Source organism: Mycolicibacter heraklionensis, from assembly GCF_019645815.1.
Taxonomy (GTDB): Bacteria; Actinomycetota; Actinomycetes; order Mycobacteriales; family Mycobacteriaceae; genus Mycobacterium; species Mycobacterium heraklionense.
The window spans coordinates 3,756,895-3,773,725 of record NZ_CP080997.1; the positions used below are offsets into that span (position 1 = coordinate 3,756,895).

Annotated in this window: 13 protein-coding genes and 2 riboswitches; of the genes, 6 read left to right on the plus strand and 7 right to left on the minus strand. The window is 69.1% G+C overall.

Going from position 1 to position 16,831, the window contains the following annotated elements; translation table 11 throughout:
* Window positions 1-97: 97 nt before the first annotated feature.
* Window positions 98-2,275: a glutamine synthetase III family protein gene (locus tag K3U94_RS17855; RefSeq protein WP_220694579.1), complete on the plus strand. Its 2,178-nt coding sequence runs from the start codon at window positions 98-100 to the stop codon at window positions 2,273-2,275.
* Window position 2,276: 1 nt separating this feature from the next.
* Here the strand turns inward: K3U94_RS17855 and K3U94_RS24385 are convergent, their stop codons facing one another.
* Together K3U94_RS24385 and K3U94_RS17865 are read right to left on the minus strand one after the other, a co-directional pair.
* On the minus strand, window positions 2,277-2,417 hold the full coding sequence (locus K3U94_RS24385) for a nitroreductase/quinone reductase family protein (RefSeq protein WP_350355347.1): 141 nt from the start codon (window positions 2,415-2,417) through the stop codon (window positions 2,277-2,279).
* A 154-nt stretch (window positions 2,418-2,571) separates the two neighbouring features.
* A complete protein-coding gene (locus K3U94_RS17865) occupies window positions 2,572-2,862 on the minus strand; it encodes an antibiotic biosynthesis monooxygenase family protein (protein ID WP_047318663.1) in 291 nt (96 codons plus the stop codon).
* A gap of 122 nt (window positions 2,863-2,984) precedes the next feature.
* On the opposite strand from K3U94_RS17865, the gene K3U94_RS17870 reads away from it, so the two are divergent.
* On the plus strand, window positions 2,985-3,431 hold the full coding sequence (locus tag K3U94_RS17870) for a hypothetical protein (protein ID WP_220694580.1): 447 nt from the start codon (window positions 2,985-2,987) through the stop codon (window positions 3,429-3,431).
* On the opposite strand, the gene K3U94_RS17875 is transcribed toward K3U94_RS17870, so the two are convergent.
* From K3U94_RS17875 to cobN, 4 genes are read right to left on the minus strand one after another with little or no spacing between them, the layout of a single operon-like run.
* Window positions 3,417-4,151, minus strand: a complete 735-nt coding sequence (locus K3U94_RS17875) for a cobalt-precorrin-6A reductase (protein ID WP_220694581.1) — start codon at window positions 4,149-4,151, stop codon at window positions 3,417-3,419. The genes K3U94_RS17870 and K3U94_RS17875 overlap by 15 nt on opposite strands.
* Entirely contained in the window at window positions 4,148-5,596 is a 1,449-nt protein-coding gene (locus K3U94_RS17880; RefSeq protein WP_220694582.1) for a cobyric acid synthase, read from the minus strand. The genes K3U94_RS17875 and K3U94_RS17880 overlap by 4 nt, the downstream gene beginning before the upstream one ends.
* On the minus strand, window positions 5,596-6,330 hold the full coding sequence (gene cobF, locus K3U94_RS17885; protein ID WP_220694583.1) for a precorrin-6A synthase (deacetylating): 735 nt from the start codon (window positions 6,328-6,330) through the stop codon (window positions 5,596-5,598). Before cobF ends, K3U94_RS17880 begins: the two co-directional genes overlap by 1 nt.
* Complete coding sequence (cobN, locus tag K3U94_RS17890; RefSeq protein ID WP_220694584.1) at window positions 6,327-9,902, minus strand: cobaltochelatase subunit CobN; 3,576 nt, start codon at window positions 9,900-9,902, stop codon at window positions 6,327-6,329. Before cobN ends, cobF begins: the two co-directional genes overlap by 4 nt.
* Before the next feature lie 31 nt (window positions 9,903-9,933).
* Window positions 9,934-10,047: riboswitch (cobalamin riboswitch) on the minus strand.
* Window positions 10,036-10,224, plus strand: a riboswitch (cobalamin riboswitch). Its footprint overlaps the riboswitch before it by 12 nt.
* A gap of 37 nt (window positions 10,225-10,261) precedes the next feature.
* On the opposite strand from cobN, the gene K3U94_RS17895 reads away from it, so the two are divergent.
* The 4 genes from K3U94_RS17895 to K3U94_RS17910 are packed head-to-tail and all read left to right on the plus strand — an operon-like array spanning window position 10,262 to window position 14,833.
* A complete protein-coding gene (locus tag K3U94_RS17895) occupies window positions 10,262-11,452 on the plus strand; it encodes an ABC transporter substrate-binding protein (protein ID WP_220694585.1) in 1,191 nt (396 codons plus the stop codon).
* The gene (locus K3U94_RS17900) at window positions 11,449-12,489 is read left to right on the plus strand and encodes a FecCD family ABC transporter permease (protein WP_220694586.1); all 1,041 of its coding nucleotides are present in this window, start codon (window positions 11,449-11,451) and stop codon (window positions 12,487-12,489) included. The genes K3U94_RS17895 and K3U94_RS17900 overlap by 4 nt, the downstream gene beginning before the upstream one ends.
* A complete protein-coding gene (locus K3U94_RS17905; RefSeq protein WP_220694587.1) occupies window positions 12,486-14,240 on the plus strand; it encodes an ATP-binding cassette domain-containing protein in 1,755 nt (584 codons plus the stop codon). The genes K3U94_RS17900 and K3U94_RS17905 overlap by 4 nt, the downstream gene beginning before the upstream one ends.
* A 14-nt stretch (window positions 14,241-14,254) precedes the next feature.
* Window positions 14,255-14,833: a DUF7676 family protein gene (locus K3U94_RS17910; RefSeq protein ID WP_047318654.1), complete on the plus strand. Its 579-nt coding sequence runs from the start codon at window positions 14,255-14,257 to the stop codon at window positions 14,831-14,833.
* Window positions 14,834-15,086: 253 nt separating this feature from the next.
* On the opposite strand, the gene K3U94_RS17915 is transcribed toward K3U94_RS17910, so the two are convergent.
* On the minus strand, window positions 15,087-16,790 hold the full coding sequence (locus K3U94_RS17915) for a PPE domain-containing protein (protein ID WP_434084878.1): 1,704 nt from the start codon (window positions 16,788-16,790) through the stop codon (window positions 15,087-15,089).
* Window positions 16,791-16,831: the final 41 nt, after the last annotated feature.

Below are 16,831 nucleotides of genomic sequence, written 5' to 3' on the forward strand. Positions count from 1 at the left end.
GTGCCTGAATTGCGCCCGTGACACGTCTGTAACAGCTCCGCCATCGAACCTTCCTAGGGTGAAGCCACTCACGCCACCTGTCACGATAGGAACTCCATTGAGTGGAAACACCACCCGCTTGCAGGCGATTGCGCAAGTCGAAGCCCATGTGCCCCCCGCTTGCAGCTTCGACCCTGCAAAAGCCCCGGGTGAGATCTTTGGCGCCAACGTGTTCACCAAGGCGGAGATGCGATCCCGGCTGCCCAAGGCGATCTACAAATCGGTGGTAGCGACCATCGAAAAGGGCGCCAAGCTTGACCCGACGGTGGCCGACGCGGTGGGCGCGGCGATGAAAGACTGGGCGTTGGAGAAGGGCGCGACCCATTACGCGCACGTGTTCTATCCGATGACAGGGCTGACCGCAGAAAAGCATGACAGCTTTCTCGAGCCCGTTTCGGACGGACAGGCGCTGGCTGAGTTCGCCGGCAAGACCCTAACCCAGGGCGAGCCTGACGCATCGAGCTTCCCGTCCGGAGGTCTGCGATCGACGTTCGAGGCCCGCGGCTACACCGGCTGGGACGTCACCAGCCCCGCCTACATTCTGGAGAATCCCAACGGCAACACCCTGTGCATCCCCACGGTTTTCGTGTCGATGACCGGCGAGGCGCTGGACTACAAGACGCCCCTGCTCCGCAGCCAACAGGCGATGGGTGCACACGCCGAGCGCATTCTGAAACTGTTCGGGCACAAGGACTTGGAGAAGGTGGTCTCGTTCTGTGGCCCCGAGCAGGAGTATTTCCTGGTCGACCGGCACTTCTTCCTGGCACGGCCCGACTTGATCAACGCCGGCCGCACCTTGTTCGGAGCCAAGCCACCCAAGGGGCAGGAGTTCGACGATCACTACTTCGGGGCGATCCCCGAGCGGGTGCTGGGGTTCATGATGGACACCGAGCGGGAGCTGTTCAAGCTCGGCATTCCGGTCAAGACTCGCCACAACGAGGTTGCCCCGGCTCAGTTCGAGGTGGCCCCGATGTTCGAGCAGGCCAATATCGCCTCAGATCACCAGCAGTTGCTGATGACCGTGTTCAAGACCATCGCCAAGAAGCACGGTATGGAGTGCCTGTTCCATGAGAAGCCCTTTGCCGGGGTGAACGGCTCAGGGAAGCACGTCAACTTCTCGGTGGGCAATGCTGAATTGGGCTCGCTACTGGTGCCGGGTGACACTCCGCACGAAAATGCCCAATTCCTGGTGTTCTGCGCGGCGGTCATCCGTGCCGTGCACAAGTTCGGCGGGCTGCTGCGCGTTTCGGTGGCCTCAGCCACCAATGACCACCGACTGGGCGCCAATGAGGCGCCGCCGGCGATCATCTCGATCTTCCTCGGCGATCAGCTCGCAGACGTCTTCGAGCAGATCGCCAAGGGCGCTGCGACGTCGTCAAAAGGTAAGGGCAGCATGATCATCGGCGTCGACACTCTGCCGGTGCTGCCCACCGACCCGGGCGACCGCAACCGCACCAGCCCATTTGCCTTCACCGGCAACCGATTCGAGTTCCGGGCACCCGGCGCGGGCCAGACCGTCGCCGTGCCGATGATCGTCCTGAACACCATCATGGCCGACTCGTTCGACTACTTGGCCACCGCGCTGGAGACAGCGGTAGCCGATGGTGAAGAGTTCGACACCGCGGTGCAGAAGCTGCTGACCGACGTCATCACCGAACATGGGGCGGTGGTCTTCAACGGGGACGGCTATTCCGAGAACTGGCAGGCCGAGGCCGCCACCCGCGGGCTGCCCAACCTCAAGACCACGCTGGACGCCATCCCGGAACTGATCAAACCCGAGGCAGTGGAAGTCTTCGAGAAATACGGCGTCTTCAACGAACGCGAGCTGCACAGCCGCTACGAGGTGCGACTGGAACAGTACGCACTGACCATCGGCGTCGAGGCCAAGCTGGCGCTCGAACTCGGCTCGACCACCATCCTGCCGGCCGCGATCCGCTACCAAACAGAGCTCGCGCAGAACGCCGCTGCATTGACCGCGGCAGGTATGACCCCGAGTTTGGCACTCCTGCAGGACGTCTCGGAGCCGATCAGCGCACTAATCGGAGCCCTGGACACCTTGAAGAAGGCCCTGTCCGATCATTCGGCGGAATCCGCGTTCGACGAGGCCAAGCATGCCCAGCAGGCGCTGTTGCCCGCCATGGATGCTGTCCGGGCCGCCGCCGACACGTTGGAGAGTGTGGTGGCCGACGACCTGTGGCCGCTGCCGACCTATCAGGAGATGCTCTACATCCTCTGAGTTAGCTGTTCACGGGACTCAGCTCGACGACCGGGATGACCCGATCGGTGCGCTCCCGATAGGTGGCAAAACCCGGGTAACGCTGTGCCTGAATCCCATAGAGCCGGTCATGTTCGGCGCCGGTGATCTCGGTGGCCGTCACCGGGAAGGTGTCGGTGCCGAGTTCGACAGTGGCCGAGGGGTTTGCCCGTAGGTTGCGAACCGTCCTCCGAGTTTTCCGCCGCTGCTGCGGAACTCCGCGATGTTACGGGCGTTGAACTCCAGAGTCCGCTCTGCGTCCACGGGCGACCATCTCCTCAGTCGATGCCCACGAAGTGCTCGATCACCGGCGGTGACTCGTAGAAACCGTGCAACAGCGCACGCCATTGTTCGAATTCCGGGGACTTCCGAAAACCCTCGGTGTGGGCTTCGATGTTCTCCCACTGCACCAGCAGCAGGTACAGATTCGGCGACTCGACCGACCGGGACATCGAAATGCCCAGGAACCCGGGCTGGGCGGAGATCAGCGGTCGCGCCTTGGCGAACGCTGCTTCGAAATCGGCTTCGCTGCCCGGCCGGATGGGCAGCACTCCATGTTCCACAATCACGCTTGCCAGTCTGCCCGACGGCGGGTGGCCAGGATTACCGACCAAAGACTCTTGTCTGTTACGACGCGACACAGATACGTTACCTGCAACCGACGGACACAGGTATCCCTGGAGGTGGCGCTATGGGTGCTCTCGCGGCAGCAGTCGTTTTTGCCTGGCTGGGCATGGTGTTGGCGATCTCGTTCCTGGAAGCGCCGCTGAAGTTCCGGGCGCCGGGGATCACCATTCCCCTGGGGCTGGGCATCGGTCGCCTGGTGTTCCGGGCCCTCAATGCGGTGGAGATCGCGCTGGCGACGGTGGTGGTGCTCGCGGTGGCCGCCGATCGCCCGGGGCCGCTGGCGCTGGCGGGGGTCTGCGTTGCGGTGGCAGTGCTGACCGTTCAGGTGCTGGTGGTCCGGCCCCGACTGCGCCGCCGCTCGGATGCGGTGCTGGCCGCGCAGACCGCCCCACCCGGCGGCATCATCGAGCGCTCCCGCGCCCACTACGCCTACGCGGGGATGGAAGTGGTCAAGGTCGCCGCACTGCTGACCGCGGGCGCCGCACTGCAGGTCGCCTCAATCGCCGGATAGCACCCAGGCCAGCGCTCGTTCGACGTCGTACACTGCCGGCACGCCCGCCGGCCGGGCCGGGCGGCGCACGATCACCACCGGCAGGCCGAGTTCCTCGGCGGCCAGCATCTTCGGCCAGGTGTATTCACCCCCGGAGTCCTTCGTGACCACCACATCGGCGCGGTGATCGCGCAGCAACTCGAGTTCACCGGGCAGCGCGTAGGGACCCCGGTCCCTGATCACCGACCAGTTGGGCGGCAGGCTGATCGACGGCGGCTCGACCACCCGCGCCAGCACCTCCGCGTCGGCCAGCGCCGGCAGGTACGACGCCAACTGCTGACGCCCGATGGTCAGCACCGGCCGCCGCCCCAGCCGGGCGGTGATCTGCGCGGCGTGGGCGTGCGAGTCGGCCCACTGCCACGACTGTCCGGCGCGCTGCGACCAGCCGGGCCGCTCGAGCCGCAGCAGCGGCCGCCCGGCCGCCGCGCATGCCGCGGCCGCGTTGGCCGACATCGTCGTCGCGAACGGGTGGGTGGCGTCCACGACGAGGTCGTAGGCGGCCAATGCCGCTCGCAGACCGTCGATTCCGCCGAATCCGCCGATCCGCACCGCCCCGGTCGGCAGCCGTGGGTCGGCGACCCGGCCGGCGAGCGAGGTCGTGACGTCGACACCCGCGGCGACCAGCCGATCGGCGAGTGCTCGGGCTTCGGCGGTGCCGCCGAGCAGCAACAGGCGCGTCACGGTGCCCCCGGCGGTAGGAACGGCAGTCCCGCCGGCGGCCCGCCGCCCGCCAGCTCCAGCACGGCGTCGACGTCCAGGTGTTCTTCGATCAGATCCCCGAGCAGGTCGAGGCGACGCTCCCGGGCGGCGGGAAAGGACACACCCGACGGCTCCAGGCCCAGGGTGTCACGCAGGAATGCCGCGCGCAGCGCGTCGGACTCCAGGGCACCGTGCCGCATGGTGCCGAACACCTGAGCAGCCCGGGCGCCGCCGGGAAACTCACCGGCACCGTCACCGCGGGTGATGCGGCCGTGGTGGATCTCGTAGCCGCCGTCGGACAGGCGCAGCACCTTGTCTGCGGCAAAGCTTGTTTCGACGTCCAACAGACCCAGCCCGGCCACCTCGGGCGCTCCTTCGATTCCCTGGGGATCGCGGATCATCCGGCCCAGCATCTGGAAGCCCCCGCAGATCCCCAGTACCGGCTTGCCCGCGGCGGCGTGCGCGGCGATCGCGGAGTCGATTCCGCGCGACCGCAACCAGGCCAGATCGCTGATCGTTGCCCGGGTTCCGGGCAGCACCACCAGATCGGCGTCGGACACCCCGCGCGGGTCGGCAGCGAACACCACGTCCAGCTCGGGTTCCAGCCCGAGTGCGTCCAGGTCGGTGAAATTGCTGATCCGTGGCAGCCGGATCACCGCAACCCGTCGCGCCGCGGTGCGCGCCGAGCGCCGGCCGTCCAGGTCGAGCGCGTCCTCGGAGTCCAGCCACAGCTCCGGGTGCCACGGCAGCGTGCCGAACACTCGTCGGCCGGTGAGGCGCTCCAGATCGGCCAGGCCGGGCTCCAACAGCCGCTGCTGGCCACGGAACTTGTTCACGATGAACCCGGCCACCAGCGCCTGGTCCTCGCTCGACAGCAGGGCGACGGTGCCGAAGAACGCCGCGAACACCCCGCCGCGGTCCACGTCGCCGACGACCACCACCGGCAGGCCGGCGTGCCGAGCCAGGCCCATGTTCACGTAATCGCCTGCCCGCAAATTGATCTCGGTCGGACTACCTGCCCCCTCTGCGACGATAACGTCATAGCGTCCGGCGAGATCGTCGTAGGCGCTGTGCGCCGCCGCGGCCAACTCCGCTCGGCCGTGCATCCAGTTCGACGACGACAGGGTTCCCCACGGCCGGCCCATCAACACCACATGACTCTGCTGGTCGCTGCCGGGCTTGAGCAGAACCGGATTCATGGCGGGCTCCGGCTCGACTCGGGCAGCGCAGGCCTGAATCCATTGCGCCCGGCCGATTTCGGTCGCCACGCCGTCGGCATCGACACACACCATGGAGTTGTTCGACATGTTCTGCGCCTTGTACGGCGCCACCCGCACACCGCGGCGGGCCAGCGCCCGGCACACACCGGTGGCCACCACGGTCTTTCCGGCGTCGCTGGTGGTTCCGGCGATCAGGATGCCCGCCATCAGGTTCGCCGCACCAGGAACACGTCCATCACCCAACCCGCCTCGGCCCTGGCCGCGCCACGGGCGGCCGCGATCTCGTCGGCGACGTCCGCGACTCGGCCACTGATCAGTCGCTCCCCCGTCGCGCCGAGGTTGGCGCCCCACCAGATCGTCCAGTCGGCCACCGCGGAAAGATCGAGCTCGCTGTTGAGCATCGCGACGATGTTGTCCTGGCCTTCATCGACCGCCTCGAGCAGTCGCCGGCCGGTGGTGATGTGCACCGGCCGACCCACTTCGTGCAGCACGATCCGGTGCCGGGCCGCCAGCAGCTGCGGGGCGCTGATCCCGGGCAGCACATCGTAATCCAGTTCAAGCCCAAGGGCTTTCACCTGCTCGACAATGCGGATCGTCGAGTCGTACAGCGCCGGGTCACCCCACACCAGAAATGCTGCGGTTCCTCCCCGCTCACGCAGCACCTCGGCGTAGCGCGCCGCGCGCTCCGCATGCCAGTCGGCGACGGCGTTCTCATACCCGGCCGTCGTCAGCCCCGGGGAACGGTCCCGGCGCGGGTCGGAGACGGTGACGATCGGAACCGTGCCGGCGTACGCGTCCACGACTGCCCGCCGAAGTGCCAAGAGGGCGTCGTCGGAGGACTTCTCGGGGGCCACCACGTAGTCGGCCGATCGCAGCGCGTCGGCGACCTCGGCGGTGACGTGCGCAGGCCCCATGCCGACACCGAGAATCCAAACCTTCACCGGTCCTCCAGGTCCCCCTCGACGTCCAGGTAAGCCTGCCGCAATGCCGCCAGGGTCTCCGGGTCGGGTTGCTCCCACAGGCCCCGGTCGGCAGCCTCCTGCAGTCGCTCCACAATGCCGTGCAGCGCCCACGGGTTGGACTTGTCGAGGAATTCCCGAGTCTGCGGGTCCAGGACGTACTCGGCCGCGAGCTTCTCGTACATCCAGTCGTGCACCACTCCCGCGGTGGCGTCGAACCCGAACAGATAGTCGACGGTGGCGGCCAGTTCGAACGCACCCTTGTAGCCGTGTCGGCGCATCGCGGAGATCCAGCGCGGGTTGACCACCCGGGCCCGAAACACCCGCGCGGTCTCTTCGGCCAGCGTGCGGGTGCGGACGGCGTCCGGCGACGTCGAGTCCCCCACGTAGGCTTTCGGGTCGGCGCCGGTGAGCGCCCGCACGGTCGCGATCATGCCGCCGTGATAGACGAAGTAGTCATCGGAGTCGGCGATGTCGTGCTCGCGGGTGTCGATGTTCTTGGCCGCCACCTTGATCCGGCGGTAGTTGGTGCGCATGTCCTCGGATGCGGCGCAGCCGTCCAGTCCGCGGCCGTAGGCGAACCCGCCCCAGGTGGTGTACACCTCGGCCAGGTCCTTGTCGTCACGCCAGGTTCCGGATTCGATCACCTGCAGGATCCCGGCCCCGTACGAACCGGGTGCGGAACCGAAGACCCGGGTGGTGGCCCGACGCAGGTCGCCGTGCTCGGCGAGGTCGGCGCGGGCGTGCGCCGCCACGAAGTTCGCCTCGTCGGGTTCGTCGAGCGCCGCCACCAGCCGCACCGCGTCGTCGAGCATCGTCACCACGTGCGGGAAGGCATCCCGGAAGAACCCCGAGATCCGCACCGTCACATCGATTCTGGGCCGACCGAGCTCGGCCAGCGAAACCACTTCGAGCCCAGAGACCCGCCGGGACGCCTCATCCCACTCCGGCCGCACGCCGAGCAGGGCCAGCACCTCGGCGACGTCGTCCCCCGAGGTGCGCATCGCCGAGGTTCCCCACACCGACAGCCCGACCGACTCCGGGTAGCCGCCGGTCTCGTCGAGGTAGCGCCGCACCAGCGAGTCGGCCATCGCCTGACCGGTCTGCCACGCCAGCCGAGACGGCACCGCGCGGGGGTCGACGGTGTAGAAGTTGCGCCCGGTGGGCAGCACGTTGACCAGGCCGCGCAACGGGGACCCGGAAGGTCCCGGCCGTACGAACCCGCCGGCCAGCGCGTGCAGCACCGAGTCCAGCTCGGCCGCCGTGCCGGCCAGCCGCGGAACCACTTCGGTGGCCGCGAATCTCAGCACCCGACACACCTCGGGGTCGGGATGCAGCGTGTCGGCGACACCGGTCTCCCAGCCGGCCGCCTCCATGGCTTCGACCAGTTCGCGCGCGCGGTCCTCGATCTCGTCGACTGCGGCGGCGGCAGCGCCTTCCTTGAGGCCCAGCGCGGCCCGCAGTCCGGGCACGGCGTGGTCCACCCCGCCCCACACCTGCGGGGCGCGCAGGATCGCCAGCACCAGATTCACCCGCTCCGGGCCGGTCGGTGCACCGCCGAGCACGTGCAGACCGTCGCGGATCTGGGCGTCCTTGATCTCACAGAGCCAGCCGTCGACATGCAGCAGGAAGTCGTCGAACTCCTCATCCTCGGGCCGCTCGTCGAGGCCCAGATCACGGTGCATCTCCGCGGCCCGCATCAGGTTCCAGATCTCGCCGCGGATCGCCGGCAGCTTGGCCGGGTCCATCGTGGCGATGTTGCCGTACTCGTCGAGCAGCTGCTCCAACCGAGCGATGTCGCCGTAGGACTCCGCACGCGCCATCGGCGGGATCAGGTGGTCGACGATGGTGGCGTGCGCCCGTCGCTTGGCCTGGGCGCCCTCGCCGGGGTCGTTGACCAGGAAAGGGTAGACCAGTGGCAGGTCGGCGATCATCGCGTCGGTGGCGCACGCCGAAGACAACGCCGCGGTCTTACCGGGCAGCCATTCCATCGATCCGTGCTTGCCCAGGTGGATCACCGCGTGCGCACCGAAACCATGTGCCAGCCAACGGTATGCGGCCAGATAGTGGTGACTGGGCGGCAACTCGGGATCGTGGTAGATCGCCACCGGGTTCTCCCCGAACCCGCGGGGCGGCTGGATCATCAGCACGATGTTGCCGGATTGCAGTGCGGCCAGCACGATCTCGCCGGAATCGTTGACGAACAGCTTGCCCGGCGCCGGGCCCCACGCCGTCGCCATCGCGTCGCGCAGCTCGTCGGGCAACTCGGCGGTCCACTGCGCGTACTGCTGCGCGGTGACCCGGACCTGCGCGTCGGACAGTTGCGCAGCGGACAGCCAGTCCTCGTCCTGCCCGCCGGCCTCGATCAGGGTGTGGATCAGCCGATCCCCGGCAGCCGTCTCGTCATCGATGTCCAGCACCCCGAAGCCGTCCCCGACGTCGTAGCCCTCGTCGGCCAGCCGGCGCAGCAGCCGCACCGCCGACACCGGGGTGTCCAGCCCGACGGCGTTGCCGACCCGGGAGTGCTTGGTGGGGTAGGCCGACAGCACCAGCGCCAGCTTCTTCTGCGCATTCGGAATGCGGCGCAGCACAGCGTGATTCACCACCACACCCGCGACCCGGGCGCAGCGTTCGGCGTCGGCGGCATAGTGCGGCAGCCCGTCGTCGTCGATCTCCTTGAAGGAGAACGGCACCGTGATGATCCGGCCGTCGAACTCCGGGATGGCGATCTGGGTGGCCGAGTCCAGCGGGGTCACGCCGTCGTCGTTGGCCGCCCAGTCCGCGCGCGAGGACGCCAGGCACAGTCCCTGGAACACCGGGATGTCCAGCGCCGCGATCCGTTCGATGTCCCAGGCGCCGTCGTCGTCGCCGGCACTGACACCGGCGGTGGCGTTCATCGCCCCACCGGCCGCCAGCATGCAGACCACCACCGCGTCGAGCTGCCCCAACGCGGCGAAGAGCTCGTCGGGGGCGTTGCGCAGCGACGCGGCGAAGATCGGCACCCCCACTGCCCGGCCGCAGGCATCGATGGCGTCGGCCAGGGCGTGCGCGAACCCGGCGTTGCCGCTGACCTCATGCGCCCGGTAGTAGAGCACCCCGATCCGCACCGCGTCGGGAGCCGCGGGCGGCTCGCTCCGCTTCCCGTAGCCCCACTCCGGGATCACCGCCGGCTCGTCGAAGCCTTCCCCGGTGAGCAGCACCGTGTCGCACAGGAACGCGTGCAGCTGCGCGAGGTTGGCCGGCCCGCCCTCGGCGAGATAGGCATGCGCCTGCGCGGCCAGCCCGATCGGGACCGTGGAGCACTCCATCAGCTCGGCGTTGGGTGAGCGCTCCCCGCCCAGCACCACCAGCGGCAAGCCGGTCGCGCGCAGCAGCTTCAGCTCATCGGCGATCTCGGCCGACGAGCCCAAGATTCGCAGCACCACCACATCGACCCCGTCGAGCAGCGGTTGGATGTCGTGGCGTGCGGGGTTACCGAGCCGGTACGCCGCGCCGCTGGCCCGCGCGGACAGCAGGTCGGTGTCGGATGTGGATAGGAGCGCGATGCGCCGCATAGCCGGTTCCTCCTGGGGGTTCGCGCCCCGCATAGTCGGATGTCCCGCGGCCAGTATCTGGCTAACACAGTGGCGGAACCGCCCCGGATTCACACCGGGTTCCTGATGCCACGAGACGGCGGCCAGCCTAGCCCAGCACGGCATGCAAGAATGTCGCCGGTAAGGCGATGACGATTGAGGAAGCCGGTGCGAATCCGGCGCGGTCCCGCCACTGTCATCGGGGAGCGACCCTCATCAGCCACGGCCCGCCACTTGTGGGGTTGGAAGGCGAGGCGAGCAGTGATCCGAGAGCCAGGAGACTCACGTCATCGCGTCCTGCGTACCGGGGCGGTGTACCCCGAGGAAGCTGACTCACGCCCATGTGTCGTGCGCTGCGGGTAGTCCTTGCGCTGCTGATCACGCTGGCCACCCCGTTGGCCGGATGCTCCGGCGAACCCGCCTCTCGCACACCGGAGGCACGTGCCGGCTGCATCACCGACTTCGATCCGGCCGCCGACTACTTTCCGGACAAGTCGACGCTGACCGAGGCCACCAACTTCTCCATCACCTACCGCGGCAGCTACCAGATCCTGACCGTCAATCGGCCCTACCTGGGCGGTAAGCCGGTGTCCTATGTGCTGGTGCGCTGCGGCGCGCCCGCGCCGGCACTGACCGGCGAGCTTGCCCACTCCCAGCGGATCACCGTCCCGGTACACAGCCTCTACTCGGGCTCGACGACGCACCTGGCGATGATCACCGAACTCGGCCAAGCCGGCGTGGTCACCGGGGTCGCGAGCCCGGCCGCCGTCGCCGACCCGCAGATCCGCGCGCGCATCGAGAGCGGTGAGATCGTCGGCTACGCACCCGGCGGGCAGATCAATGTCGAGCGCGTGATCGGCGCGGGCCCCGACCTGCTGGTCACCGAGGGGATCGATGACCCCGGCTATGCCAAGCTGCGCGAAGCCGGTATTCCCGTGCTGGCCGACGCCGAATGGCTGGAATCCACTCCGCTGGGCCGGGCCGAGTGGGTCAAGGTGTTCGCCGCGCTGACCGGAACCGAGCGTGAGGCCGGGCGGGCGTATGAGTCCATTCGCGACCGCTACCGCGCGCTGGCCGCCCAAGCCACCGCAGCGAAGCCCGTCGAGGTCTTGGCCGGCACCATGTATTCCGGCAGCTGGTCGATGCCCACCGGTGACAGCTACTCGGGACGTCTGGTCGCCGACGCCGGCGGCACCTACCCCTGGCTGTCGGACACCGGCGCCGAGAACCGGCAACTGAACTTCGAGTCGGTGTACGCCCGTGCCGGCACGGCGCCGGTGTGGCTGGTCACCGACGACTGGCACACCCTGGGCGACGCGGTGGCCCGCGACAGCCGCTACGGCGAGCTGACCTCGCTGCGGACCGGTCACGTGTGGTCGGCCACCAAGGCGATCACACCCGGAGGCGGCAATCTCTACTGGGAACGCGGCACGGCGCGACCTGATCTGCTGCTCGGCGACCTCGTCGCGATCCTGCATCCCGAGCTCGTCGCCAACCACGCGTTCGAGTTCTACCGGCGGGTGCCGCGGTGAAGCCGCGTCTCGCCCTGGTGCTGGCCGCGCTCGGCGCTGCCGTGGTCCTGTTGGCCCTGCTGGGTTTGGTGCTCGGGCCGGTGCGGGTTCCGGTGCTCGACACCGTGCAGGTGCTGTTCGGCGCCGAACCCTCCGACCCGCGCTGGCAGGTGATCGTGTGGAACATGCGGTTACCTCGGGTGCTGACCGCGCTGGCCGCCGGGTCCGCGCTCGGCGTCGCCGGCCTGCAGCTGCAAACCCTGTTCCGCAACACGCTTGCCGATCCCTACATTCTGGGCGTGAGCTCCGGGGCCAGCCTCGGCGTCGCGGTGGTGGTTTTGTTCGGCGGTGCGGCCGGCGCCGGTTTCTCCACCGGTATGGCCGGCGCGGGCCGCGCCGGGGAGGTCATCGCGGCGGCCCTGGGCGCCGCGGCGATGCTCACGCTGGTGCTGGTGCTGTCGCGCTGGACCCGCTCGGCGGCGACGCTGCTGCTGATCGGGGTGATGCTCGGGGCGGCCAGCACCGCGCTGGTGAGTCTGGCGATGGTGTACTCCGATCCGCAGCGGGTGCAGCAGTACCTGCTGTGGGGCCTGGGCAGTTTCGCCGGGACCGGCTGGGCCGATTTGGAGCTGCTGCTGCCGCTGGTGGCGCTCGGGCTGGTGACCGCGGCGCTGACGATCCGGCCGCTCAACGCCCTGCTGCTCGGCGAGAGTTACGCGGCGACGATGGGCATCAACGTGCATCGGGCGCGGGTGGTCACGGTCATCTCGGCGTCCCTGCTGGCGGGTGTGACGACCGCGTTCTGCGGACCGATCGCGTTCCTCGGGCTGGTGGTGCCGCACGTGGCCCGCATCGTGGTCGGTACCTCCGACCACCGGGTGGTGGTCCCGGCGGTGATCCTGCTGGGCGCGGTCGCCGCGCTGGGCTGCGGCCTCGTCAGCCAGGTGCCCGGCAGCGACCTGGTCATCCCGATCAACGCGGTCACCGCGCTGGTCGGGGCGCCGGTGGTGATCACCGTGCTGCTGCGGGCCCGTCGTGGATCGGGGTTGCCGTCATGACGCCCACCGCGGCCGCACCGGCGGTCGAGCTTGCCGACCTGGTGATCGGCTACCGCGGCCGGCGCCGGTCGGTGACGGTGGCGGCCGGGCTGGCCGCCCAGGCCCGCCGCGGCGAGCTGACCGTGCTGATCGGGCCCAACGGCGCCGGCAAGTCCACCCTGATCCGCACGCTGGCCGGACTGCAGCCCGCGCTCGGCGGGCGGGTTCTGCTCGACGGCGCCGACCTGACCGCACTGCCCCGCGACGAGCTGGCCCGCCGGGTCGCGGTGGTGCTGACCGAACGAGTCGACCCGGGCCTGCTGTCGGCGCGGGAGCTGGTCGGGCTGGGCCGCATCCCGCACCTGGGTTTGGGTGGCCGGCTGCGTCCGGCCGACGAGGAGATCATCGACTGGGCGCTGGCAGCGACCGGCGCGCAGCATCTGGCGTCGCGGCCGGCTGCCGAACTGTCCGACGGCGAATGCCAGCGGGTCCTGACCGCGCGGGCGCTGGCCCAGCAACCAGGTCTGCTGATCCTCGACGAGCCGACCGCGTTTCTGGATGTGTCGTCGCGGGCCGCACTGTTCGGGCTGCTGCGCGAGCTCGCCCGCGACCAGCAGTTGGCGGTGGTGCTGAGCACTCACGACTTGGAATTGGCGCTGCGGGTGGCCGACCGGGTGTGGCTGATGGATCCGGCGGGCACCCTAACGGACACCGTCGGCGAAGAGCTGATGTTGTCCGGGCGGATCGGAGACATGTTCGGCAACGGCACCCTGCGTTTCGACCCGGCCAGCGGGATGTTCACCTTCGTCGGCGACGAGAACGAGCGCACCGCCCGGGTCGACGCCGAAGAACCGTTGCGTTCAGCATTGACCCGGGTGCTGTCGCGGGAGGGCTGGGGTTTCGGCGACTCCGCCGAAATCGTGCTCACAGCAACCGATCCCGACGCCATCGCCGTGCGCACCGCGAGCGGCAACCAGCTCACCGCGCTGCGTGACCTGCCGCAGCGGCTGCGGGCGCTGCCGACGATCCCACACCGTTGCGCCTCCCGGGATGAGACGATCGCGGCGCTCACCGAGTTATCCGCTGTCAGCTCCTATTTCGCGGTCTCCACCGGGATCGCAGACGGCGCCGACTGGCGTCCGGTGACGCAGCTCTACACCGATGAGAAGCTGCTCGCCGGCGCGGTCGCCCACGTCCGGGAGCGCATCGGGGCGCCGGATCTCCGCGTGGCGGTGTCCACTTTCTTCCTCGGATTCGCGGCGCGACTGTGGTCGATCGGGCTGGGCGGGGTCGCTGAGCACGCGCTGCTGATCGACCTGGACCCCGATCAGCTCTGGTACACCGATTCGGAAGGGGCGGTCCGCCTGCACCTGCCGAACCCGGTGGCCTGGCAGGGATCGTCGGCGAACGAGAGTCTGGAGCCGGCGCTGGCCGACATGATCCTGACCGGACATTTGGAGCCGTTAGCCGCCGCGGCGCAGCGGCTCGGTCCGATCTCGGAACGGCTGCTGCTCGGCAATGCCGCCTCCGCGGTACTGGGTGCCGCCCGCGCCTTGCGCTGGCATAGCGGTGGCGATCTTGCCGACGAACCGGGATGGGCTCTCGCCCGCAAGCTATGCGACGACGAACGCCTCACCGGCACAATATGTTTCAACGGTTCCGATACGGACTACCGGCGTACCAGCTGCTGCCTTTTCTATCGCACGCCCGGCGGCGGCCTGTGCGGCGACTGCGCACTGACCCACAAACCCCCGGTTCGCTTGGACCGATAGAGGAAGGGATTCCCATGACCGAGAACACCGGCACCGTCGTTGCCGATCCCCCGATCGTCGACACCGAAGACCGCGGCCGCGAACAACTCTGGCCGTTGCCCACCGACCAGCAGAGCCTGCTGGATCTGCTGCACCTGTGCTTCGACGAGTACTGGGACGAGATCTGGTTCGGCATCATCATGCAGGGCGCGGCCTGGGAGGTGGCCGCGCCCAACGCGCCGCGCAAGATCGCCATGCTCGACGGTTACGCCACTATCGATTTCGGCCGCTGGCACTTTCACCTCTGCATCGGCAAGCACCGAGCCAGCGGAAACGAGCTGGGCCGGATTCGCCGCTGCACCCGGGCCGAGCTGTACCGCCGGATCGGCAAGGACGGCAACCCGCAGTCGTGGGGAGTGCGCCTGTTCAACGGCCGCGACGAGCAGATGATGACGGTGATGCTGCCGAACCCGTTCCTCACCAACGACCAGCAGATGCGCGATGAGCCCGAGTGGGGCCAGCTGGAGTTGTGGGACAAGCTGCGCGACAAGTACCTCGGCCTGGGGCCGGACCCGCTGGACCGCGGCGGGAGTCAGATCCGCTGCGGCGGTTAGCGAGACTCGACGAAGGAGAGCCGAAGCTGGACCGCCCCAACAGACCCGGCGGCTAGCCCCGGGCAGTCCCTGGCGTAGCGGCACCGGGGAATAGCAGAGTTGCCCACCTCTGCGCGACAAACTGCGGGTGTGGATGCGCCCGCGGCGGTTTGTCGCGCAGAGGCGGGCAACTATCCCTACGAGGCCCGCCGTGAACACGGCCTACCCCGATACCGTCCAGTCTTGACTGAACGGTATTGGGGCTGGTCCCCCGCTATTCCTCGGAGCCCTGCCAGGTATTCGGCATCATCGGGCTGACCGCGCCGCCCCCGAAACCATCGTCGGCCAGCGCGGTCAGCCCGCTCGGCTGTGCGCGGGCAACCCGGTGGGTGCCACCGGCGAAGCCCTGCGCCGCGGCGCCTCGACTCGAGGCGACCGCCCCGGCGAGTTCCGGCACCTCCGGCACCGGGCCGGGCTCCAGATCCATGTACTCGTAGCCGCGCCCGAGCATGCCGGCCTTCGCCTTACGCCGGCGCCGCTGCGTCGCGACCTGCTCCGCCGCGGCGGCCTCGGGAACCTCCGCACTGTCCGGTTTCGGTGCCGCCTTCTTGCGAGTGCTGGTGCCCGAGCCCCGTCGAGCGCCCATGTCCAGACCGCCCACCATGTACATGTAGGCCGGCATGGTGACCGACGGTGGCCCGGCGGGAGTCGGCGGCGGCGCGCCGGGGGGCGGTGCGGCGGCCGCGGCCGGGGCGGGCGCCGGTGCGGGTGGCGGCGCCGGAGCAGGAGCCGGCGCGGGAGCCGGTGCCGGCGGCTGCGCCATCGCCAGCCCGGGTGGCGGCGGGGCGGGCGGGGGCGGCACCGCGGCGACTGCCGCATGATGCGCCAGCGCCCCGATACCCAGACCCCCGATCACTCCGGCCGGAGTGAGCACGGTCGTGGCGGCCAGCGCCGGCAACAGCGCCGGCAGCAGTGCCGTCTGGGTGATCAGGTAGTTGAGCGCCTGGATGGTGTTGCCGATCGTGGACCCGACGATCTCGACCATCGCCATCGGGATGACCAGGCCCAGGCCCTGCGGGTTGAACAGCGCGGTGTACATGATCGCGATCAGGTCGTCGACGATCACGATGCTGGTGAACGCGAAATAGGAGCCCGGGTCCAGCGGCACCGAGAAGATGTAGGCCAGGTTTGCGGGGTTGAGGTAGCCCAGCGGGTTGCCGGTCCACGCCAGCCACGACCCCGGGACACCCCACGGCGGCAGCAACGACGATCCGTTCTGCAGGCTGGCGAAGAAATCGGCGAGCGGGTCTGCGAACCCGGTGAAACCGATCTTGTTGAAGAACTCCTGCAACTCGGCATACAGCGGGTACTGACTGCTGTCGGGATAGGGCGGACTGGGCACCAGACTTTCCAGCCATTTGGCGAAGTCGAGGAACCACTGCGGTGGCTCCGGCGCGGTATCCGCCGCACTGCCGGGCGTCTTGAGCACCGTGGGCGCCGGTTCGGTCTGAGCTGCCGCGGCGGTCGCCACCGCGGCGCCGGCCACCGCCTGATAAGCGGTCATCACGGCGGCGGCCTGCGCCCACATCCGCGCGTAGTCGGCCTCGTTCAGCGCGATCGGAATCGTGTTGACACCGAAGAAGTTTGTGCCCACCAGCACCGCGTGCGTGACATGGTTGGCGACCAGCTCGGCCATGGTCGGCATCGCCGCCAACGCGCTGGTGTAGGCCACCGCCGCGGTCTGCTGCTGTGCGGCCGTCACCGTCGCATCGCCACCGGCACGCACCAACCACGCCAGGTAGGGCACGTTGGCCGCCATGAACGCGTCGGCTGACGGGCCCTGCCACGCTCCGGCCTGGACCGCGCCCAGCACCGCCGTCAGCTCGTCGGCGATCTCGGCGTATTCAGTGCTCAGCGCGCTCCACGCAGCGGCCGACGACAATAAGGGGCCGGCACCAGGCCCGGCCGACAGTGACATCGAATGTACTTCTGGCGGAGAGGCCATCCAGATCGGCGCCG

Bases quoted from the DNA above. Each gene is read 5' to 3' on its own strand.
- K3U94_RS17910 (WP_047318654.1), top strand. From the start codon at position 14,255: ATGACCGAGAACACCGGCACCGTCGTTGCCGATCCCCCGATCGTCGAC.
- K3U94_RS17880 (WP_220694582.1), bottom strand. From the start codon at position 5,596: ATGGCGGGCATCCTGATCGCCGGAACCACCAGCGACGCCGGAAAGACC.
- K3U94_RS17895 (WP_220694585.1), top strand. From the start codon at position 10,262: ATGTGTCGTGCGCTGCGGGTAGTCCTTGCGCTGCTGATCACGCTGGCC.
- cobN (WP_220694584.1), bottom strand. From the start codon at position 9,902: ATGCGGCGCATCGCGCTCCTATCCACATCCGACACCGACCTGCTGTCC.
- K3U94_RS17870 (WP_220694580.1), top strand. From the start codon at position 2,985: ATGGGTGCTCTCGCGGCAGCAGTCGTTTTTGCCTGGCTGGGCATGGTG.
- K3U94_RS17905 (WP_220694587.1), top strand. From the start codon at position 12,486: ATGACGCCCACCGCGGCCGCACCGGCGGTCGAGCTTGCCGACCTGGTG.
- K3U94_RS17915 (WP_434084878.1), bottom strand. From the start codon at position 16,790: ATGTCACTGTCGGCCGGGCCTGGTGCCGGCCCCTTATTGTCGTCGGCC.